This is a genomic window from Sphingomonas benefaciens, assembly GCF_052907485.1.
The window spans coordinates 1649404-1666856 of the sequence record NZ_JBREIC010000001.1; the positions used below are offsets into that span (position 1 = coordinate 1649404).

A 17453-nucleotide genomic window follows, 5' to 3' on the forward strand; every position below is an offset into this window, starting at 1 on the left:
TCTTGGCTGCAACCCATAGGAAAGCGCGCGGGCGCCCGCAAGCGCGCGCTTGCCCGCGACGGACGCCGCCTCTACGCCGCGGCGCATCATGGAGAGCTACGCCGCCCCCGCCCGCCCGATCGTCGCCGCGATGACCGCCGCCGCCGCCGCCGCGCCGGATCGCGCCGTCGCCTTTCAGGGCGCGCCGGGTGCCAATAGCCATGTCGCGGTGAGCGAGGCGTTTCCCGACGGCCTGCCGCTGCCCTGTTTCGCGTTCGAGGATGCGATCGACGCGGTGCGCGAGGGGCGCGCCGACTGCGCGGTGATCCCGATCGAGAATTCGCTGCACGGCCGCGTCGCCGACATCCATTTCCTGCTGCCCGAATCCGGCCTGGTGATCACCGGCGAGCATTTCCTCGGCATCCGCCACGCGCTGATGGGCCGTGGCCCGCGCGACGGCGTGCGGCAGGCGATGAGCCATCCACAGGCCTTGGGCCAGTGCCGCCACTGGCTGAAGGCGCACGGCATCCAAGCGGTCAATTATCCCGACACCGCCGGTGCGGCGGCCTATGTCGCGGAGCTCGGCGATCCTTCGGTGGCGGCGCTGGCCCCGCCGGGGGCGGCGGCGATCTATGGCCTCGACCTGCTCGGCGTCGATATCGCCGATGCCGACCACAACATGACCCGCTTCGTCGTCCTTGCCCGGGGCGGCAAGCCGCCGGTTGGCGAGGGCCCGTGGATGACGACGCTGATCTTCGAGGTGAGGAACGTGCCCGCCGCGCTGTACAAGGCGATGGGCGGTTTCGCGACCAACGGCGTCAACATGACCAAGCTGGAAAGCTACCAGCGCGGCGGCAGCTTCGCGGCGACCGAATTCTATGCCGACATCGAGGGCAAGCCCGGCGATGCCGCGGTCGACCGCGCGCTGGAGGAATTGGGCTTCCATTCGAAATGGGTGCGCGTGCTCGGCACCTATCGGCGCGCGCGGGCACGGGGCTGACGTGAAACCGGCGGGTCAGCCGCCGTCGTCCTTGTCGACGATGTCGTAATGGATGCGCACCCAGGTGCCGATCTGGAACTTGCCGTTGATGCGGGGCGGCATCACCTTGAACTGCCACGCCGCCTGCCGCATCGCGCGGGCGACGCCCAGGCCGGGGCGCGAATCGCCGATCTGGACGCAATCCTCGACGCGGAAATTGGGCGCCGTCCGGCACGCGATCTCGCCCCAGGATCCTTCCGGCACGTCGTGCGGCGGCATGTAGGGCGAAAGCGCGTTGCGCGGCGGACGCACGTACCAGTCGGCGGCATAGAGCCGCTGGCCGCCCGGGCCGGTGCCCGCCCCCGGCGTGTCGTTGCCGCTGCCGGCATCGCCGCTGTCGCCGTTCGCATCGCCCGCGGCGGCGAGTTCACGCGCGCTCTTCTTGCCCTTGATCTTGCCGACGTCGGTGGCGGCGAAGGACGCGCGGTCCATGACCAGCATGTTGTTCTGGACGATTTCGGGCGGAGGCGGCGGAACCGGCTGATCCTGCGGCGGGGTCGGTCGCGGCTGCACCTCCGGCGCGCCACCCTTGGGCGCGGCTGCCGCCTGCTTCTTGGTCTGCGCCTTGCTGGGCGAGGCGCTGCCCGACGAGGAGACGTCGAAGGTGGTGAGCGCGCTGGACGGGCCCATCCTGGTCAGTGGCGAATTGGGCAGCAGCAGGAGCAGCAGCGCGATCAGGATATGCGCGGCGACGGTCAGCGCGAGGCTGATCGCCCTGCGGCGGCGGTCCGGAGCTGATCGATAGGACGCCGCGTACATGCGGCGGTTGGCCTATCGCGTGCGCGGCCGGCGGGCAATCGTCCGCTTCGGCCGTTCGTCGCATGTGTCCGCCATGTGTCTAGCCCGCGCGCGCGAATGCTTCCGCCTCGGCGACCTCGGCGTCGGTCGGCCGGACGCCGGTGTAGAGGACGAATTGCTCCAGCGCCTGCAGCGTCGCCACCGCGGCGCCGGTGATCCGCCGCTTGCCCGCGTCCGCCGCGGCGCGCAGGAACGGCGTTTCGGCGGGCAGCGCGACGACGTCGAAGGCGACCGTCGCCGCGGCGATCGTCGCCGGGTCGAAGGCCAGCGCGTCGGCCTCGCCGCCGGCCATGCCGATCGGGGTGACGTTGATCAGCAGCGGTGCGGTCGCCCCGCCGACCGCCGCCGCCCAATCGAATCCGTACAGGTCGGCGAGCGCCCGGCCCTTGCTCGCGTTGCGCGCGACGATCGTGCCCGTGCGGTGGCCGCGATCGCGCAGCGCCGCCGCCACCGCCTTGGCCATGCCGCCCGAACCGCGCAGCAGGAACGGCGTGGCCGGATCGATCGCCGCATCGTCGAGCAGATCGCGCACCGCGCTATAGTCGGTGTTATGGCCGGTCAGCACGCCGTCGTCGTTGACGATCGTGTTGACGCTGTCGATCGCCGCGGCGGACGGCCCGAGGCCGTCGAGCAGCGCGATCACCTCTTCCTTGAACGGCATCGAGATGGCGCAGCCGCGAATGTCGAGCGCGCGGATGCCGCCGATCGCCGCGGGCAGATCCTTGGTGGTGAACGCCTTGTAGACATAGTCGAGGCCGGTCAGCTCGTAGAGCCGGTTGTGGAAACGCGAGCCGAAATTGCCCGGCCGCGCGGCGAGCGACATGCACAGCCGGGTGTCGCGCCCGATCGGGGGCTTGGCGTTCGACATGATAGTCCTTTCGTCATGCCGGGCTTGTTCCGGCATCCACGGTTCCGCAAAGAGGGGCGGTGCGCGTATGTGCGGCACGGTGGATGCCGGAACAAGTCCGGCATGACGGGGACTATCCGGGAGAGGTTCATGACACGGCTATCGACCCTTATGCTCGCTGCCGGCGTCGCCACGATGCCGGTCGCGACGATGGCGCAGCACGCCGCGCCGCTCGCGCCGCAACACCAGCCCCCCTCCCCCGCCGACCTGTTCGGGCCGCTGTTCGTCGCGGTGCAGACGCAGAAGATCTTCCCCGACGGCAAGACCTTCGTCGACGCGGTGCCGAAGCGCGATCCCGCCGCGATCATGGCCGATTTCGACCGCGCGCGGATCGGCGACCTGAAAGCGTTCGTGCTCGCCAATTTCACCGTGCCGGGGGTCAACGACCATGAGCCTAAGGACCTGCGGGCGCATGTCCGCAGCCTGTGGCCGATGCTGGTCCGCCAGCCGGTTCCGCCCGCACCAGGCAGTTCGGCGCTGCCGCTGCCCGAACCCTATGTCGTGCCGGGCGGTCGCTTCCGCGAAATGTATTATTGGGACAGCTATTTCACGATGCTCGGCCTCGCCGCTGACGGGCAGCAGCCGCTGGTCGAATCGATGCTGGCCGATTTCACCGCGACGATCGAACGCTACGCCCATATCCCGAACGGGATGCGCAGCTATTATCTCAGTCGGTCGCAGCCGCCCTTCTATGCGCTGATGCTCGATCTGTCGAAAGACACCGATCCGGCGCTGGCGGCGCGCCGGTTGGCGGCGCGCCGGTTGGCGGCGCTGCGCCGCGAGCATGACTATTGGATGCGGGGCGGCCGGGTCGTGACGATGCCCGATGGCAGCCGGCTCAATCGCTATTGGGACGATCGCGACACGCCCCGCGACGAATCCTATGCGGAGGATGTCGCCACCGCGGCCGAAGCGGCACGGGCCGGACGGGACCCGGCGACGGTACGCCGCGACCTGCGCGCCGCGGCGGAAAGCGGCTGGGACTTCTCCAGCCGCTGGCTCGCCGACGGCAAGACGCTGGCGACGATCCGCACCACCCAGATCGTGCCGGTCGACCTCAACAGCCTGATGCTCGCGATGGAGGAGCGGATCGCGACCCGCTGCCGCGCTGCCGGCGATCAGGCATGCGCGGCCGCATTCACGGGCCTGGCGACCAAGCGCCGCGCCGCGATCCAGCGCTATCTATGGGCGCCGCGCGAGGGGCGGTTCGCCGATCGGGACATGGCGACCAGGCGGCCGACGCCGGCGGTGACCGCGGCGATCCTCTACCCGCTGTTCGTCGGCGCCGCGACGCCGGCGCAGGCCAAGGCGACGGCGGTGGTGGTCCGGGCGCAATTGCTCGGCGAAGGCGGCTTGCGCACCACGACGCGGCGCACTGGCCAGCAATGGGACGAGCCCAACGGCTGGGCGCCGCTGCAATGGATCGCAATCGACGGCCTCGCGCGGAACGGTGAGGAGCCACTTGCCAAGGAGATCGCGCGCCGTTGGATGACGACAGTCGCACGGACCTATGCCGAGACGGGCAAGATGCTGGAGAAATACGACGTCGCCGAGCGCAAGTCGGGCGGCGGCGGCGAGTATCCGACGCAGGACGGATTCGGCTGGACCAATGGTGTGGCCAGCGCGATCGATTCGCGCTGGCCGGGGTTGCTCGCCGATCTCCCCTCCCCTTCGGGGGAGGGTTTATGAGGTCGCGAGTCCCAGCCACCGTCTCGTCCCGGGCAGCCGGGCCAGCGCCAGCCGCTCGGCGAGCAGCACGGCGATCAGCGTCGCCCCGAACAGGGGCAGTAGCACACCGAGCGCGACGATTACCGCGACCAGCCCCCAGGCCAGCGCCGGCCGCGGCCGCCGGTGCGGCGCGCCGAGCACCCCCTGCGGCCGCCGCCGCCACCACAGCACGACGCCGCTGACGGTCAGCAGCATCAGGCCGAGCGCGGTGAGCAAATTGACCAGCTGGTTGAGCCAACCGTAGAGCGCGCCTTCGTGTAGCGCGACGCCATAGCCGACCAGGCGGTCGACCAGCCGCCGCGTCGCGAAATCCTTACGCGACAGGATGTGCCCGTCGGCATCGAGTTCCAGGTCGGTGCGCAGTGGCCGGTCGGCGGCGTCGGACTTGGCGGTCCACGGCTGGCCCGGCCCGGCCGGCGGCGCGGTCAGCACCGGCCCCGCCAGCCGCAGCGGCGCGACGCTGGCGATCAGGCGGTCGAGCGGGGCGTAGGAGATGCGCGGATGCTCCATTGCCATGCCGCCATGTTCGGCATGGGCGCCCTCCATCCCCCGCGTGCCGGGACCGGCGGCGGCGCCGATCGTCCAGTCCTGCCGCACCGCACTGCCCTCCGCCACGGTGCGCACGGCCTTCAGGTAGCTGCCCCAGCTCTTCGCCCAGGGCAGGCCGCTCAGCAGCAGCAGCAGCGCCATCGCCGACACCCAGAAGCCGGTGACCCCGTGCAGGTCGCGCCAGAAGCGCCGCCCGCCGGCGCCCAGCCGCGGATAGACGACGCCGGCGATGCCGCCGCCGCGCGGCCACCACAGGAACAGCCCGGTCAGGATCATCACGATCGTCCAGGAGGCGGCGAGCTCGACGACGTACGACCCGACATTGCCGGCGAGCAATTCGCCGTGCAGCCGGAAGACGATCCGCATCAGCCGGTCCTGTTCGCCGACCGTCTTCAGCACGGCGAGCGTCTGCGGGTGGACGTAGACGCGCGTCTCGCGACCGTGGGCGCCGACGATCACCTGCACCGCCTGCGCCGGCGTGTCGGGCAATTGGTAGCGGTGCAGCACCGATCCCGGCACCGCGGCGAGCGCGGCATCGACCTGTGCCGCCGCCGAGGCGCGCGGCCCCGGGCCGGCGACCTGTGCATAGGGTCGGTCGATCAGCGCCTCGACCTGCGGCCGGAACAGATAGGCCGCGCCGGTCAGCGACAGCCACAGCACGAACGGCAGACAGAACAGCCCGGCATAGAAATGCCAGCGCCAGACGGTGGCATAGCCCGGCCAGCGGCGGGTGGAAGCAGCGGTCATCGCCTCAGAACCTCGTCTTGACGCCGGCATAGACGGTGCGCGGCTGGCCGGCATAGAGCGATCCCGTCACCGCGCGCAGCGCCGTCACCGACGTCTGCTGCCCGGTCGCCGGGTCGATCGCGTTGGCGATCACCGAGGCCGAGCCGACATAGGTGCGGTCGAACAGATTCTGCACGCTGACATAGAGGCTGAGCCGCCGCCACCAATCGTCCCCCTTCGGCGGGTCGTAATGGAGGTTGAGGTTGGTCAGCGTGTAGCCGGGGATCGTCAGCACATTGCCGTTGTCGATCGGATAGGCGTCGCGCCACGTCACCTCGGCAAAGCCGCCGAGGCCGGCGAGCGCGCCGCCCGGTTGGTCGTAGCCGACGCGGCCGTTGACGAATTGCGGGATGACGCCGGGGATCGCCTTGCCCGCGCGGTCGAACACCGTCGAGGTGGCACCGGCGGTCAGCCGCTCCGCGAAGTCGGTGTAATATTGGTCGTTGTAGCTGTAGCTCGCCTGCAGCCGCGCGCCGGGCAGCAGCCCGGGCAACGGATGCCAGTCGAGGCCGAGTTCGATGCCGCGATGCACCGAACGCGGCACGTTGGAGGTATAGGCGAGCAGATTGACGCCGGCCGACTGGCTGACCAGCTCGTTGCGGAACCATTCGTAATAGCCGGTCAGCTCGGCCCGCAGGCTGCGCCCCAGCGTCAGCTCCGCGCCGACGTCGACGCCGGTGTTGCGCTGCGCCCTGAGGGCGATGTTGTTGCCAGGCGTGCCGGCGGGCGTGACGAACAGCTGCCCGCCCTGCGGAATGCCATAGCCGGTGCCGAGCCGGGCGTGCAGCCGCAGCGCCGGATCGACCTGCCAGCGCAGCGATGCTTCCGGCGCGACGTTCCAGAAGCGGCGGTCGGCGGGGATCACGGTCAGCACCGGCGTCGCGCCGACCGGATAGGCATAAGCGGTCTGGCGCATCCGCAGTTGCGACCATTCCCCGCCGATCCCGGCGATCAGTTCCAGCCCCGGCGCCAGCGCGAGTTCCTCGCGCGCCCGCGCGCCGAGGTTGCGGACGTCGCCGAACACCAATTGGGTCGGCGCGCCGATGCCGTCGCGCCCCGCCGGAGTCTTGTTGAAGCTGTAGCTCTGGTTGTCGAGATAGTTGTAGAACAGCCCGACGAAACCGGTCGCCGCCCGCCCGAACAGATCGTGCCGGTCGGTCAGGTCGGTCGACAGATTGTAGCTGTTGAGCGTGCCGCGGAACGGCGTCGCGCTGGTCGGCTGGTTGACGACGCGGCTATCGAAGGTCGCCTGCGTCCGCCACGTCGTGTCGCCGTCAAGATCATGCTCCCACCGCGCGCCCAGGATGGTGCGACGGTCGTTACGGGCGAGGTCGCCCTCCGCCGCGGTCTGGGCGATGCGGGTGCCGTTGACGCCGTTGACCAGCACCGCGATCGTGCCGCAACCCGGTGCGGCGGTGGCGGCGCGGGTGCAACCCTGCTGATAGGGATTGGCGAGATATTGGTTGTACGACAGCCGCGTCGACAGCCGGAAATCGCCTTCGTTGTAGATGATCTTGCCGGTGAGGCGGTCGCGGTCGGTCAGCGCGACCGTGCCGAGCGCGTTCAGCGTACCGGTGCGATAGCCGGTGTGGCCGGTCGCGCCGTCGGCCCCGACCAGACTGGCAAAGAGGCTGTAGTCGTAGCGCGCGCCCGCCCGGCCGATCATCGCATAGAGGTTGGCGTATCCGTCACCACCGACGTCAGTGCCGATCTCCGCTCCCTGGATGTCGGCGCCGCGGCGGGTGCGGAAGTTGATCGCACCGCCCAACGCATAATTGCCGTAGCGGGCCGAGGACGGGCCGCGCACCACGTCGACCGCGCCATAAGCATGCGGGTCGGTCAGGTCGAACCGGGCTAGGCCGTCGGGCTGGGTGACCGGGAAATCGTCCTCGAACACCTGCAGGTTGCGCGCGCCGAAGCTGTTGCGCGCGTTGGAGCCGCGCACCGATACGCCGACGTCGCGCGGGCCGTTGCCCTGCAGCACGACGACGCCGGGCGACAGTTTGACGATGTCGGCGATGGTCGTCGCCGGGGTGTTGCGGAAGGCGGCGTCGTCGATCGTGGTGACGGTCTGGCCGGCCACCTGCGTGGTCAGCGACAGCGCATGGCCGGTGACGACGATGTCGCCCGGCGCCTCGACCCGCGCCGGCGCAGGGGCGTCGGTGGCGGGCGGTTCGGTCGCGGCGTCGAGCCGGGCGATCTCGGCATCGATCGCGGCGCGTTGGCGGAGCAGTTCGGCGCGGCGGGCGGCGGTCGCATCGACCTGCGCCGCGGCCGGTCCCGCCGCCAGCGCCGTGGCGGCGAGCAGCAGAGCATAAGAAGGCATGGCATTTCCTGAAGACGAACGGGAACGGACCGCACGCGCGAACGGGCACACGGTGCGGCAGGTCCGGCGGCATCAAGGCCGCGGGCTCAGGCGATGGCGGGCGGTCCCCGCGACGGCGGGTGGATGTAAAAGGCGCGCCGCGGCGGCGCCTGCGCCGCGCGGAGCCGCGCCAGCGCCATGGCGAGTACGATCGCCGCGGCGAGCAGGACGGGATCGACCGGCAGCAACGGCGCCAGCGACAGGCCCGCAAAGGCGCAGGGTCCGTCATGAGACGCACTATGGCGCTCGTGCGGGGCGTCGTGATGGTGCATCCCCGGCATCGCGGCCGGCTGCGGCACGGGGTCGGCGGCGGGACACAGGATCAGCGACAGCGTGCCGCCGGCGACATCCGGCATGAATCCCGTCGGCACCAGCAGCCGCAACGCCAGCGCCGCGGCGAACAGCAGCGTGATCAATCCGCGTCGACGCGCGATCAGGCGGCGGAGGGCATGCACGCTGCAGCCCTAGCGCGGCGAGCGGCAGGCGGAAAGCGTTGTGATGCCAGCTGCGGTCACGCGGCGAGATGCATCGGGATCACGGGCTGGAAGGGGCATGATGCTGCGAGCATTAGCGCCGCACCGCGTGACGGGAGCAGTCTGATCCCAACGACCCCGCTGTCGGGCGGCATCCGGTCTCATGCCCACAAAAAAGCGGCGGCCGACCGAGCAAGGGTCGTGCCGCCGCAGGTTCGAGAGGCCGCGCGATTGGGGGCATCGCAGCCTTTCGGGGGCGAAATTACTTCTTCTTGTTCTCACCCGACGCGTCGGACACGGCGCTGCCGGCGGACTTGAGATCCTTGCCTGCGCCGTTGACGGTGTTGCACGCGGTCAGCGCGAGCATGGCGGCAAGGCTGGAAGCGATGGCGATCCTGGCGGTCATGATCTTCTCCTTCTGAAGAAAACGGGGTGCGGCGGGCCCGATACGCCGGCCCGCCGCGGACACTCAGCGCAGGCGGCGGCGGGTTGCCGTCGTCGCACCGAAGGCGGCCGCACCGGCGCCGACCAGCAGCGCGAGCACGAGGATGAACGAGGTCTTGGCAGCCGCGCCGGCGGCGGCATCGGCGGCCGACTTGGCGGTCTGCACCGCCTCGTTCTTCGCCTGAACGAACTGCGCCTTGGCGCGGGTCACCTGCGCCTGCGCCTCGGGGCGGCTGATCTTGCGCTGTGCCGCGACGATGTCGACGATACGGCTTTCCGCCTGAGCGCCATCGCTGCCGCCACGCGCCAGGGCGGGCAGCTGCTTGGCGATTTCCTTTTGAGCCTGTTCCGGCGTCATCTGGGCGGGATCGGCCGGCGCGGTGGACAGATAGGCGGAGGCCTCGTCGCGCACGTCGTTCGTGTCGATGCCGGCGATCTGCGCGGCCTTCGGCGCGGCGGCGCCGACCGTCGATCCGGCTGCACCCGCCACCGTGCCGACGGTGCGGAAGGCGCCGCCGATGATGCCGCCCACCGCCGAGGTCAGCAGGTACAGCGTCAGGATCAGCGTCACGCCCCAGACGACCAGGCCATGGACCAGCGCGTCGAACCGCTCGGTGACGCCCGACACGCGGGCCGCGGCATAGCCGCCCGCGCCGAGCGCGACGACGGTGGTGATCAGCCAGTACAGCCCCGCGCCGATGCCGAAGCCGGCGGCGCCGGGCGTCGAGCCCTCGACCGGGTCGACCATCGACAAGCCGATGCCGGTGCCGAGGATGCCAAGCAGCAGTTGCACCGCCACCGCGATCACCACGCCCGCGAAGATCGCACCCCACGACACCCGGCGGCGCGCCGGTTCGCTCGTCGTCTCCAGCGGCACTCGGCCGGTCGTCACAATCGTCGCCATAGTCACTCCTGTTCGTTCGTCATGTTCGGGGCGGCACCGGCCCTGCCGTCCGCCGCCCGATCGGGTGCGCGCGCCGTGCGCCCGTTCGCCGGCGACGGCGTATCGCCCGCCCCGGCCTGTTGCGCGCGACCCGCGCGCACTTCGGCATCATCGCCGATCAGCTTGCCGATCGCCTCGCGCGCCGCGCCCTTGGCCAGCGCGACCTCGTCGCGATCGGAATCCTTCTTGTCCGTGCTCATGCCGACATCTCCCGCGGGCCGATCGCGATCGCCTCGCTCTCGAAGCCGCGCGCCCGCGCCCAGGCGGCGGCGGCGGTGCGGCGGTTGACGCCGATCTTGGCGTAGATGCGCGCAACATGATTGCGCACGGTATTGCCCGCGACGCCGAGCGCGCGGGCGATGCTCTTGTCGTCCAGCCCGCGGCAGATCAGCGCCAGCACCTCGCGCTCGCGTGCGGTCAGGTCGTCGATGCCGGTGCCGGTCTCGTCTGGCTGGGGCGCCCGCAGCCGGGCCAGCTTGTCCATGATCGAACGGCTGAACCAGCTGGTGTCCTTCATCACCGCCTCGATCGCCTCGACCAGCTCCAGCTCGGTCGCCTTGCGCTGGGTGATGTCCTGGAACGCCCACAACAGGCAGGCATCGTCACCCAAAGTGATCGCCTCGGTCGACACCAGACAGTCGATCGCGCCACCGTCCTTGGCGGTGATCCGCGCCTCGTGCCCGCGCAGGTCGTGGCCATGCTCGATCGCCGCCTCGATGTCGGACCGCACGGCGTCGCTCGCCCACAGGCCGGCATCGGCGAGCGAGCGGCCGATGATCTCGGTCGCGGCATAGCCGGTCAGCGCCGCGAAACTGGCGTTGACCTCGCACAGCAGATGGCCGTCGCGGGCGCCGATCGCCATCGGCACCGGCGCCATCTGGAACGTCCGGGTGAAGCGCTCCTCGCTGTGGCGCAGCTGCGATTCCGCCTTTCGCCGCGGCTCCAGGTCGGCGAAGGTGAACAGCATGCAGGGCTGGTCGCCCATGTCGATCGGCTGGCCGGCGACGATCACCAGCTTGCTGCCGCCGTCGGGCAGCTCCAGCTCCGCCTCCATCTGCGGGATGGTCCGCCCCTCGGCGAGCCGTTCCTTGGCGAGGTCGCGACGATCGGCGCCCCGCAGCACGTCGATGTCATAGACGGTCTTGCACAGCACCTGGTCGCGCTGGTGCCCGGTCATCTCCAGGAAGCCCTGGTTGACCTTGACGAAGCGCAGGTCGGACAGGCGGCAGATCACCGCCGGCGCGGGATTGGCGTTGAACGATTGTTCGAACCGGTCCTCCGCCTCGAACCGCGCCGACACGTCCTGGATGACCAGCACGACGCAGGACGGCGCGCCGTCGTCGGCGTCGTTGAGCACCAGACTGCGCACCTGATGGACCCAGCGCGGCGTATCCTCGCCGGCGACGGTGACCTCGACGATCACCTCCGAAAAGGAATCGCCGGCGACGACGCGCTCGATCGGATAATCGTCCGCCGCCAGGCGGTGGTTGTTGCGGTAACGGAGCTGGAATCGCGTCCGGTAATCATCGACCGTCCGGCCGAGCTGCTCGAGCCGCTCGACGCCGTGCATCGCGAGCGCGGCGTGATTGGCCCAGAGCAGGCTCTGGTCCGGATCGATCAGGATCACCCCCTCGTCGAGCCCGGTGATGATCTGCCGCAGATGCCGCAGATCGACCGTCTCGCGTAGGGATTGGAGCGTCGACACCCGTCGGATCTCAGCCGCGGCGGCCGTGAATCAGCCAGCCGAGCGCATAGCCGACCACCGCCGCCGCCGCGGCGAAGACCAGGCCTTCGTTGCCGCGCACCGAGTCGCGCGCGACCCGGGCGCCATGCTGCGCCGCATCGGCAGTGGCACGGCCGGCGTCACGGGCCGCCGCCGCGGAACGGTCGGCCGCATCGCCCAGCCGCTCGCGCGCGTCGTCGATCAGGCCGGGGGTCGCATCGGCGATGTCGCCGGCGACCGACTGGGCGCGACCGAACAGATTCTCGGCCGCGCCGGCGACCTGGTCGACGACGCCGTCGACCTGCCAGTTGCGGCTGTCGACCGCGTCGCCCACCGCCTTCTCGACCTTGCCACCGACGTAGCGGACGCCGCCGTGTACCTCATGCTTGTTCATCGGGAATCTCCGGAAAATTTCGGGGGCGTAAGGGTCAGGCCGCGGCGCGCGCCGACCGGGCGCCGGCCGTGCCGCACGACACGCGGGCGCGGGTCACACCGATGACGACGCAGCTGGCGGGCACCGACCTCTCCCTCGCAATCGGCCACCGCATGCGACCGATCCGGCCACACCAACTTATGATAAGTCCGAAACGTTCCTGGTATCTTTGCAGTAGTTTACTAGTCGCCTTCTACCACGACATCGTGCCAGCGGGCGGCGTAGAGCGCGGCGAACCGCTCGTGCAGGCCGCGCTGCGCCGGATCGTCGCAACGGGCCGCCATGGCGCGGTGCGCGGCGCAGCGGCGCTGCCAATAGTCGCGGTCTTCCTCTGGCGTGCGGTTCATCCCGGCCTCGCTTCGCTCGTGTCGGCCGTGACGCTAGGCGACGTCCGCCCCTGCGACCATGATGCGCTCGCACCAGGCCGGCTGGTAGATCGTCTGGTAGTTTGCCCGGCGCGGCGGCCGGCATCAGGCATGTCGCCACGATGCGGACGACGTTCGGCGATCCGAAGGCAGGGTCGGCCGGGTCGACATCTTTGCAGGGGTGTATGCCGGGGAGGCGGTCCACGTCGCACGTCCGCTCCATAGGGCGCGCGCGGCGGCGTCTCGGACAAGTCGCCCCGCCTCCCTGATACGCAAGAGACGGGGCGACCTGCTGTCCGTGGAAGCAGGTTTGCTCCACCCCCCGGCCATAGTCGCCCATGGTTAACGATCCGTCACCAAAGTTGCAGGAGCTGAACCGGACCGGACCAGCGCGTTCACCGCCGGTGAACACCGCCGCGCTACGCTGGCCGGATGGTGAAACGCCCTCTCGATCGGCACGATCGCCGGTTGCGCCAGCCGGCCCGCCGCAGGCCGCCGGCGCGCGAGACGCTCTGGCAGCGCCTGCGCCGGTGGTGGCGCGTGCTACGCCGCGGCTTTTGACGAGACACGGCTCCGGGCCCGGGCTGTGCAGCAGGGACTGACGTTCTGAAACCGAATGCTGGCCGAGGCCGGATGGCGCCCGTCACGCCCCCCATTCGGGACCGTCCTCATCGGGCACGAACGAGTCGCCTTCGTCCGTTTCAGGTCGGTCCGGCAGCTCATCGGACGATGATGACGCCGTGCGTGTGACCGGACGAATCGGCAACGTTGGTACACCGCCCCCGAACCGCAGCCGGATGAACGCCGAACGTCCGTCCATGCCCTGGAAGATCGCGGCGACCTCCTCGCCGCGCGACATCCGCCCCGCGATGTAGGACGCCCGCTCGGCGCTGACATAGCCCAATTGCACGCCGTGCGGACCGATCACAGCGATGGCGTTGCGATCATGCTTGTTCTTGGGCTCCGGACTCAGCGTGACTGGATCGCCCGGCAGCGTCATCATCGCTTCCGACCGGCGATTGCTGCCATCGGCATTCGGGAAGTCGATCCCGACCACGGCAAGGGTCAGTTCCTGCATGATGCCGACCTATGCCCTTGCGGCTATCGCCGGAAGACCTAGCTTGCACCGATGGCGAGCTTCGACGACATGGCCGACCCCGAACTGGCCGCTGCGTGCAACCGGCTTTCCGCGTGGGTCGAGCCCCTGCCCGAAGGCGTGCTGATCGATCCGGCATCCCGGCTGACCGAGAATGACCTCGCCCTGATCCTGCGCCACCTCTACGCCACGCGACACATCGCCGATCGCGAGGAGCGCCCGGCCACCGTCAGCCGAGCGGCCGCGCGACCGTCGGTACCGCTGACCGCGAAGGATTAAAGAGCGGGAACCGCACTGCCCGATCTGCGCTGATAGGCGATGCAGAGCGGCGGGATAGAGCAAGCGGACCTGGCGATCGCGGATGCGGCGGCGCCGGCCAGGACGGCGGCGCCGGTCAAGGTCGCGGGGTGGTTGAGCGAGATTGCCGATCAACCCCAGCTGATCACGCTGTGTACGGCGATCCTGCTGAGCGGAGCGGTGCGTGGCGACCGGCGACTGGCGGCAACGGGCGGCAGGATGCTCGCCGCCGAGCTGCTGGCGACGGCAATGAAGGATGCGATCAAGCACCGGATCGATCGGACCCGCCCCGAAGCCGTCGATGATGGCACGCCCTATGTGATGGAGCCCGGCGACAGCCGCGACAGCGAGCACAACAGCTTTCCGTCGGGACATACGGCCGGCGCGATCGCCGTCGCTTCCGTGATCGCCGGCGCCTATCCGCGCGCACGCCTGCCCGCCTATGTCGCTGCTGCGGCGATCGCCTTTATCCAGATCCCACGATCGAAACATTATGTGAGCGATCTGGCGGCTGGGGGCGTCATCGGTGGCATCGCCGGCTACCTTGCCACCACCATGGGACGCGCGGGTTCGTCCGCAACCTGACGGGGCGGTCTCGCCTAGAGGGACGCGAGCGGCTTGGCATCGGGGCCGCGATGACGACACCGTATTGCACATGACGCTATAGGCGGCCACGGCCTGGCGGGAAAACTGCCTTCAGCGATGCGCACCGATCCAACAGATTGTATCAACTCGGGATTCGTTCACGGAATGCACCGCGCGCGGCGCTTGCCGGCGATGGCCGGTCGCCACATCATCCGATCACGCCCTGCCGTCGGCTCGTGAACTCCCTGCGGCAGGGCGCCCTTGGCGAAGCGATCTGCTTCGCAGCGGCACGGTCAGGGTCCGCCGACGCCGATAGAAGGCAGTCGTGAGACCAGGGCGTCACCCGCTCTCCCCCTACGGCCGACGCTGCCGAGAATAACGAAGATCAGGTCGCCGGCTGCGGACTTCGACGCTGCATCTTCGTTTCCGGCATGGCGAGGAGGTAGAGCAGCAAGCCGGCAACGGCGATCGCCGCCAGGGTGAGAAAGCTGACGCTATAGCCTGCCCAAATGATGACGGAACCGGCGAGCGACGCCGACAGCGCGGCGCCCAATCCTTGGGTCGTGGCCACGGCGCCCTGGCTGACGTTGAAGCGGCCGGTACCATCGGTGAGGTCGGCGATGATCACGGGAAACAATGCCCCGAAAATCCCCGCACCCACGCCATCGAGCGCTTGCACGCCCACCAGCCAATAGGGGTCGTCAGACACCGTATAGAGCGCCCCGCGCATCGCCAGAACTGCGAAGGCGACAAGGAAGATCGGCTTGGTACCCCAGCTTTCCGTGTGCCAGCCGACGATGATCGCGACCGGTACCATCACGAGTTGCGCCGCGACGATGCAGGCGGCGGTGAGCGAGGTCGCCTGATCCTTGCCGACCGTCTTGGCGAGCAACTGGCTGACCGATGTCAGCATGGCGGCGTTGGAGAGATGGAAGAGAAAGGCAATGACTGCGAAGATCAGCAGCGGCTTGTTCTCGACCAGCGTCTTCCAGCCGCTCGGCTCTTCGCACCCCTCTTCCGGTTCGCAATCGAGCCCGCGAGCGACCGCATTGTCGATGTCGTCATTGCGGATGCGTGAGGCACTCATGATGCTGGCGACGGTCAACGCACCCATCAGCCAGAACACGACCACGGGGCCGAAACGCCAAGCCAATGCCCCCGCAAGGGCTGCCGAAACCGCATTGCCGGCGTGATTGAATGCCTCGTTCCGTCCCACCCGCCGGGCGAACATCTTGGGTCCAACCAGGCCGAGGGTGATACCGGATATCGCCGGCGCGAATATCGCCCCTGCCGCGGCGGCGATGGATTGGGTCACGGTCACCATTGCGAAGCCGTGGACCAAAGGCAGCGAGACACTGGTCAGGGTCACCAGCAAGGCCGCCACCATGACGATCCGGGGCTTGTTGCGGCTCTTGTCGATCAGGCTGCCGGCCGGCGTTTGCGTCAGGAGCCCGACGATCCCGGCGATGGTCAGCACCATGCCGACCGTCGCCTCGTTCCAGCCATGCGCCGGACCGCGCACCGCAATTAGATAGATCGCCAGATAGGGCCCCAGGCCATCGCGGACATCGGCGAGGAAGAAATTGAGCGCATCGAGGGTCTTGCCCGGTGAAGACCGCTGCGGTCCAGCGTCCTGCGATCGGATGGTTGCGGCTGCCGTCGCCATGAGGTGTTTCCCGCCGTTGCGTGCCGATCAAACTCGGGTCACTCGCGATATGTCCGCGTCGGCCAAATTAATCTGTGATGGCGTGGCGCCGGTCGCTACCGTGCATTTCCGCCTGCAAGGTTATCGATCCCGTCGGCCGGTGCGAACGTGACCGCCGGCCTTGGCGAAGCAGGCTCGCGGCATGCGGACTTTCGCACGACTTTGTACGCGGGGTCATGGGCCAACCAGTCACTGGCGCGGCACGCACGGTGTCGATACCATTCCGATATGGGCGAAATCGAACGGCTGGTTCCCTCGGGTATCATCGACCAGTGGGTCTTCCACCTGCGGCGGCAACGCTCGCGGGCGCAGGATGCCATCTGGCTCCTGGATCAAGGCTTCTCCATCCATGACGGACGTGACGGCGTCGCTTTGTCGGATGCCAGCGAGCGTTACCGCCGCGAGCATCAGACGGTGATCGACGAGGTCAACACATTGCTCGAGTTGTACGATCGCATCAACCTGCGCACGTCCGAATACATTGCGGTCGAGACGAACAAAGCGCGTCGATTAACCGATCCGCGCATCTGAGTTTCGCGGTCTGCCGGTAGCGCGACGATGCGGCAGAGCAGCCGGTTCTCGCGCGCCGTCACTTCGAGATGGAGTTGGCGCCGTCACTTACGGGAGGTGTGACGGCGCCTGGCAGGCAACCCGGGGGAGAGCGCCTGACATGGTCCGGTTGAGCCCTCGCCCGGCCCTTTACAACTGAAAAACAGTTCACTCAGTCGCCGGTACGTTTTCGCACTGGCCGCGCGCGATCGCTTCGTCCTGAAAGCCGCCGGTGGCGGGACGCTCGCATGCTGCGCGACGCGTCACCGTCATCGCCGACCGCTCGGTCACAGCACGATCGACAACAAAAGCTGCCGATGCTCGGACGGCGTCAGCGCGCGGCGGGCATCCTGGGCCGCGCCGACGGCTTGGCGATAATGCACGGTGCCGAACCGCTCCGCTTCGTCGAAGCCGCAGGGCGCCCATTCCTCCGATGGATAGCAGGCATCATAGATCGCGCGCGCAGCCGCACGCAGCTGGAGATCGTGCTCCATGCCAAGGCTCCTTCAAACGGTTCGCCGACGACCGGCTATCGACAGGCTACGTCCATAGCCCGCTGATTCGCAAGAACATTAGAAGAACAAATAGCGACGTAACGCTGGCCGGGGCGCAGCGCCCGCGGGTGATCGATCATCGCAGCCTCGTGCCGCCGCCCGCAGGGGACGACCCGATCGGAGCTTGGACCGCGT

At 69.2% G+C, this 17453-nt stretch carries 20 protein-coding genes; 5 read left to right on the forward strand and 15 right to left on the reverse strand.

The genetic code is table 11. From position 1 onward, the window contains the following. The first annotated feature begins 88 nt into the window (after window positions 1-88). Entirely contained in the window at window positions 89-979 is an 891-nt protein-coding gene (locus tag ACU5AX_RS08055; protein ID WP_446690364.1) for a prephenate dehydratase, read from the forward strand. Between the two features lie 15 nt (window positions 980-994). Here the strand turns inward: ACU5AX_RS08055 and ACU5AX_RS08060 are convergent, their stop codons facing one another. Continuing rightward, entirely contained in the window at window positions 995-1777 is a 783-nt protein-coding gene (locus tag ACU5AX_RS08060) for a hypothetical protein (protein WP_446690365.1), read from the reverse strand. Between the two features lie 79 nt (window positions 1778-1856). Next, on the reverse strand, window positions 1857-2684 hold the full coding sequence (locus ACU5AX_RS08065) for a shikimate 5-dehydrogenase (protein ID WP_446690366.1): 828 nt from the start codon (window positions 2682-2684) through the stop codon (window positions 1857-1859). Between the two features lie 129 nt (window positions 2685-2813). Here ACU5AX_RS08065 and treA point away from each other — a divergent pair, with 129 nt between their 5' ends. After that, complete coding sequence (gene treA, locus ACU5AX_RS08070) at window positions 2814-4412, forward strand: alpha,alpha-trehalase TreA (protein WP_446690367.1); 1599 nt, start codon at window positions 2814-2816, stop codon at window positions 4410-4412. On the opposite strand, the gene ACU5AX_RS08075 is transcribed toward treA, so the two are convergent. The 10 genes from ACU5AX_RS08075 to ACU5AX_RS08120 form a co-directional block, all read right to left on the reverse strand. After that, window positions 4407-5747 carry a PepSY-associated TM helix domain-containing protein gene (locus tag ACU5AX_RS08075; protein ID WP_446690368.1) on the reverse strand — a complete coding sequence of 447 codons (1341 nt, stop codon included), beginning with the start codon at window positions 5745-5747 and terminating at the stop codon, window positions 4407-4409. The two genes, treA and ACU5AX_RS08075, sit on opposite strands and share 6 nt — an antisense overlap. A 4-nt stretch (window positions 5748-5751) precedes the next feature. After that, window positions 5752-8112, reverse strand: coding sequence for a TonB-dependent receptor family protein (locus ACU5AX_RS08080; protein ID WP_446690369.1), 2361 nt, complete (start codon window positions 8110-8112; stop codon window positions 5752-5754). 86 nt (window positions 8113-8198) lie between these two features. After that, a complete protein-coding gene (locus ACU5AX_RS08085; protein ID WP_446690370.1) occupies window positions 8199-8606 on the reverse strand; it encodes a DUF2946 family protein in 408 nt (135 codons plus the stop codon). Window positions 8607-8886: 280 nt separating this feature from the next. Further along, a complete protein-coding gene (locus ACU5AX_RS08090; protein WP_446690371.1) occupies window positions 8887-9030 on the reverse strand; it encodes an entericidin A/B family lipoprotein in 144 nt (47 codons plus the stop codon). 63 nt (window positions 9031-9093) lie between these two features. Next, entirely contained in the window at window positions 9094-9972 is an 879-nt protein-coding gene (locus ACU5AX_RS08095; protein ID WP_446690372.1) for a hypothetical protein, read from the reverse strand. Window positions 9973-9974: 2 nt separating this feature from the next. Continuing rightward, on the reverse strand, window positions 9975-10211 hold the full coding sequence (locus ACU5AX_RS08100) for a hypothetical protein (RefSeq protein WP_446690373.1): 237 nt from the start codon (window positions 10209-10211) through the stop codon (window positions 9975-9977). Next, window positions 10208-11725 (reverse strand): PAS domain S-box protein, encoded by a 1518-nt coding sequence (locus ACU5AX_RS08105; RefSeq protein ID WP_446690492.1) that lies wholly within the window; start codon window positions 11723-11725, stop codon window positions 10208-10210. The genes ACU5AX_RS08100 and ACU5AX_RS08105 overlap by 4 nt, the downstream gene beginning before the upstream one ends. A 1-nt stretch (window position 11726) precedes the next feature. Further along, on the reverse strand, window positions 11727-12128 hold the full coding sequence (locus ACU5AX_RS08110; RefSeq protein WP_198354350.1) for a CsbD family protein: 402 nt from the start codon (window positions 12126-12128) through the stop codon (window positions 11727-11729). 221 nt (window positions 12129-12349) lie between these two features. Continuing rightward, the gene (locus ACU5AX_RS08115) at window positions 12350-12514 is read right to left on the reverse strand and encodes a hypothetical protein (protein ID WP_446690374.1); all 165 of its coding nucleotides are present in this window, start codon (window positions 12512-12514) and stop codon (window positions 12350-12352) included. A 661-nt stretch (window positions 12515-13175) separates the two neighbouring features. Then, window positions 13176-13610, reverse strand: a complete 435-nt coding sequence (locus ACU5AX_RS08120; protein WP_446690375.1) for an HIRAN domain-containing protein — start codon at window positions 13608-13610, stop codon at window positions 13176-13178. Window positions 13611-13661: 51 nt separating this feature from the next. Here ACU5AX_RS08120 and ACU5AX_RS08125 point away from each other — a divergent pair, with 51 nt between their 5' ends. Then, window positions 13662-13907 carry a hypothetical protein gene (locus tag ACU5AX_RS08125; protein WP_446690376.1) on the forward strand — a complete coding sequence of 82 codons (246 nt, stop codon included), beginning with the start codon at window positions 13662-13664 and terminating at the stop codon, window positions 13905-13907. 39 nt (window positions 13908-13946) lie between these two features. After that, window positions 13947-14510: a phosphatase PAP2 family protein gene (locus tag ACU5AX_RS08130; RefSeq protein ID WP_446690377.1), complete on the forward strand. Its 564-nt coding sequence runs from the start codon at window positions 13947-13949 to the stop codon at window positions 14508-14510. 385 nt (window positions 14511-14895) lie between these two features. Here ACU5AX_RS08130 and ACU5AX_RS08135 read toward each other — a convergent pair whose 3' ends face one another. After that, a complete protein-coding gene (locus ACU5AX_RS08135; protein ID WP_446690378.1) occupies window positions 14896-16176 on the reverse strand; it encodes an MFS transporter in 1281 nt (426 codons plus the stop codon). A 267-nt stretch (window positions 16177-16443) separates the two neighbouring features. On the opposite strand from ACU5AX_RS08135, the gene ACU5AX_RS08140 reads away from it, so the two are divergent. Continuing rightward, window positions 16444-16746, forward strand: coding sequence for a hypothetical protein (locus tag ACU5AX_RS08140; RefSeq protein ID WP_446690379.1), 303 nt, complete (start codon window positions 16444-16446; stop codon window positions 16744-16746). 186 nt (window positions 16747-16932) lie between these two features. Here the strand turns inward: ACU5AX_RS08140 and ACU5AX_RS08145 are convergent, their stop codons facing one another. Continuing rightward, the gene (locus ACU5AX_RS08145; RefSeq protein WP_446690380.1) at window positions 16933-17055 is read right to left on the reverse strand and encodes a hypothetical protein; all 123 of its coding nucleotides are present in this window, start codon (window positions 17053-17055) and stop codon (window positions 16933-16935) included. After that, window positions 17052-17258, reverse strand: a complete 207-nt coding sequence (locus tag ACU5AX_RS08150; protein WP_198354343.1) for a hypothetical protein — start codon at window positions 17256-17258, stop codon at window positions 17052-17054. Before ACU5AX_RS08150 ends, ACU5AX_RS08145 begins: the two co-directional genes overlap by 4 nt. Window positions 17259-17453: the final 195 nt, after the last annotated feature.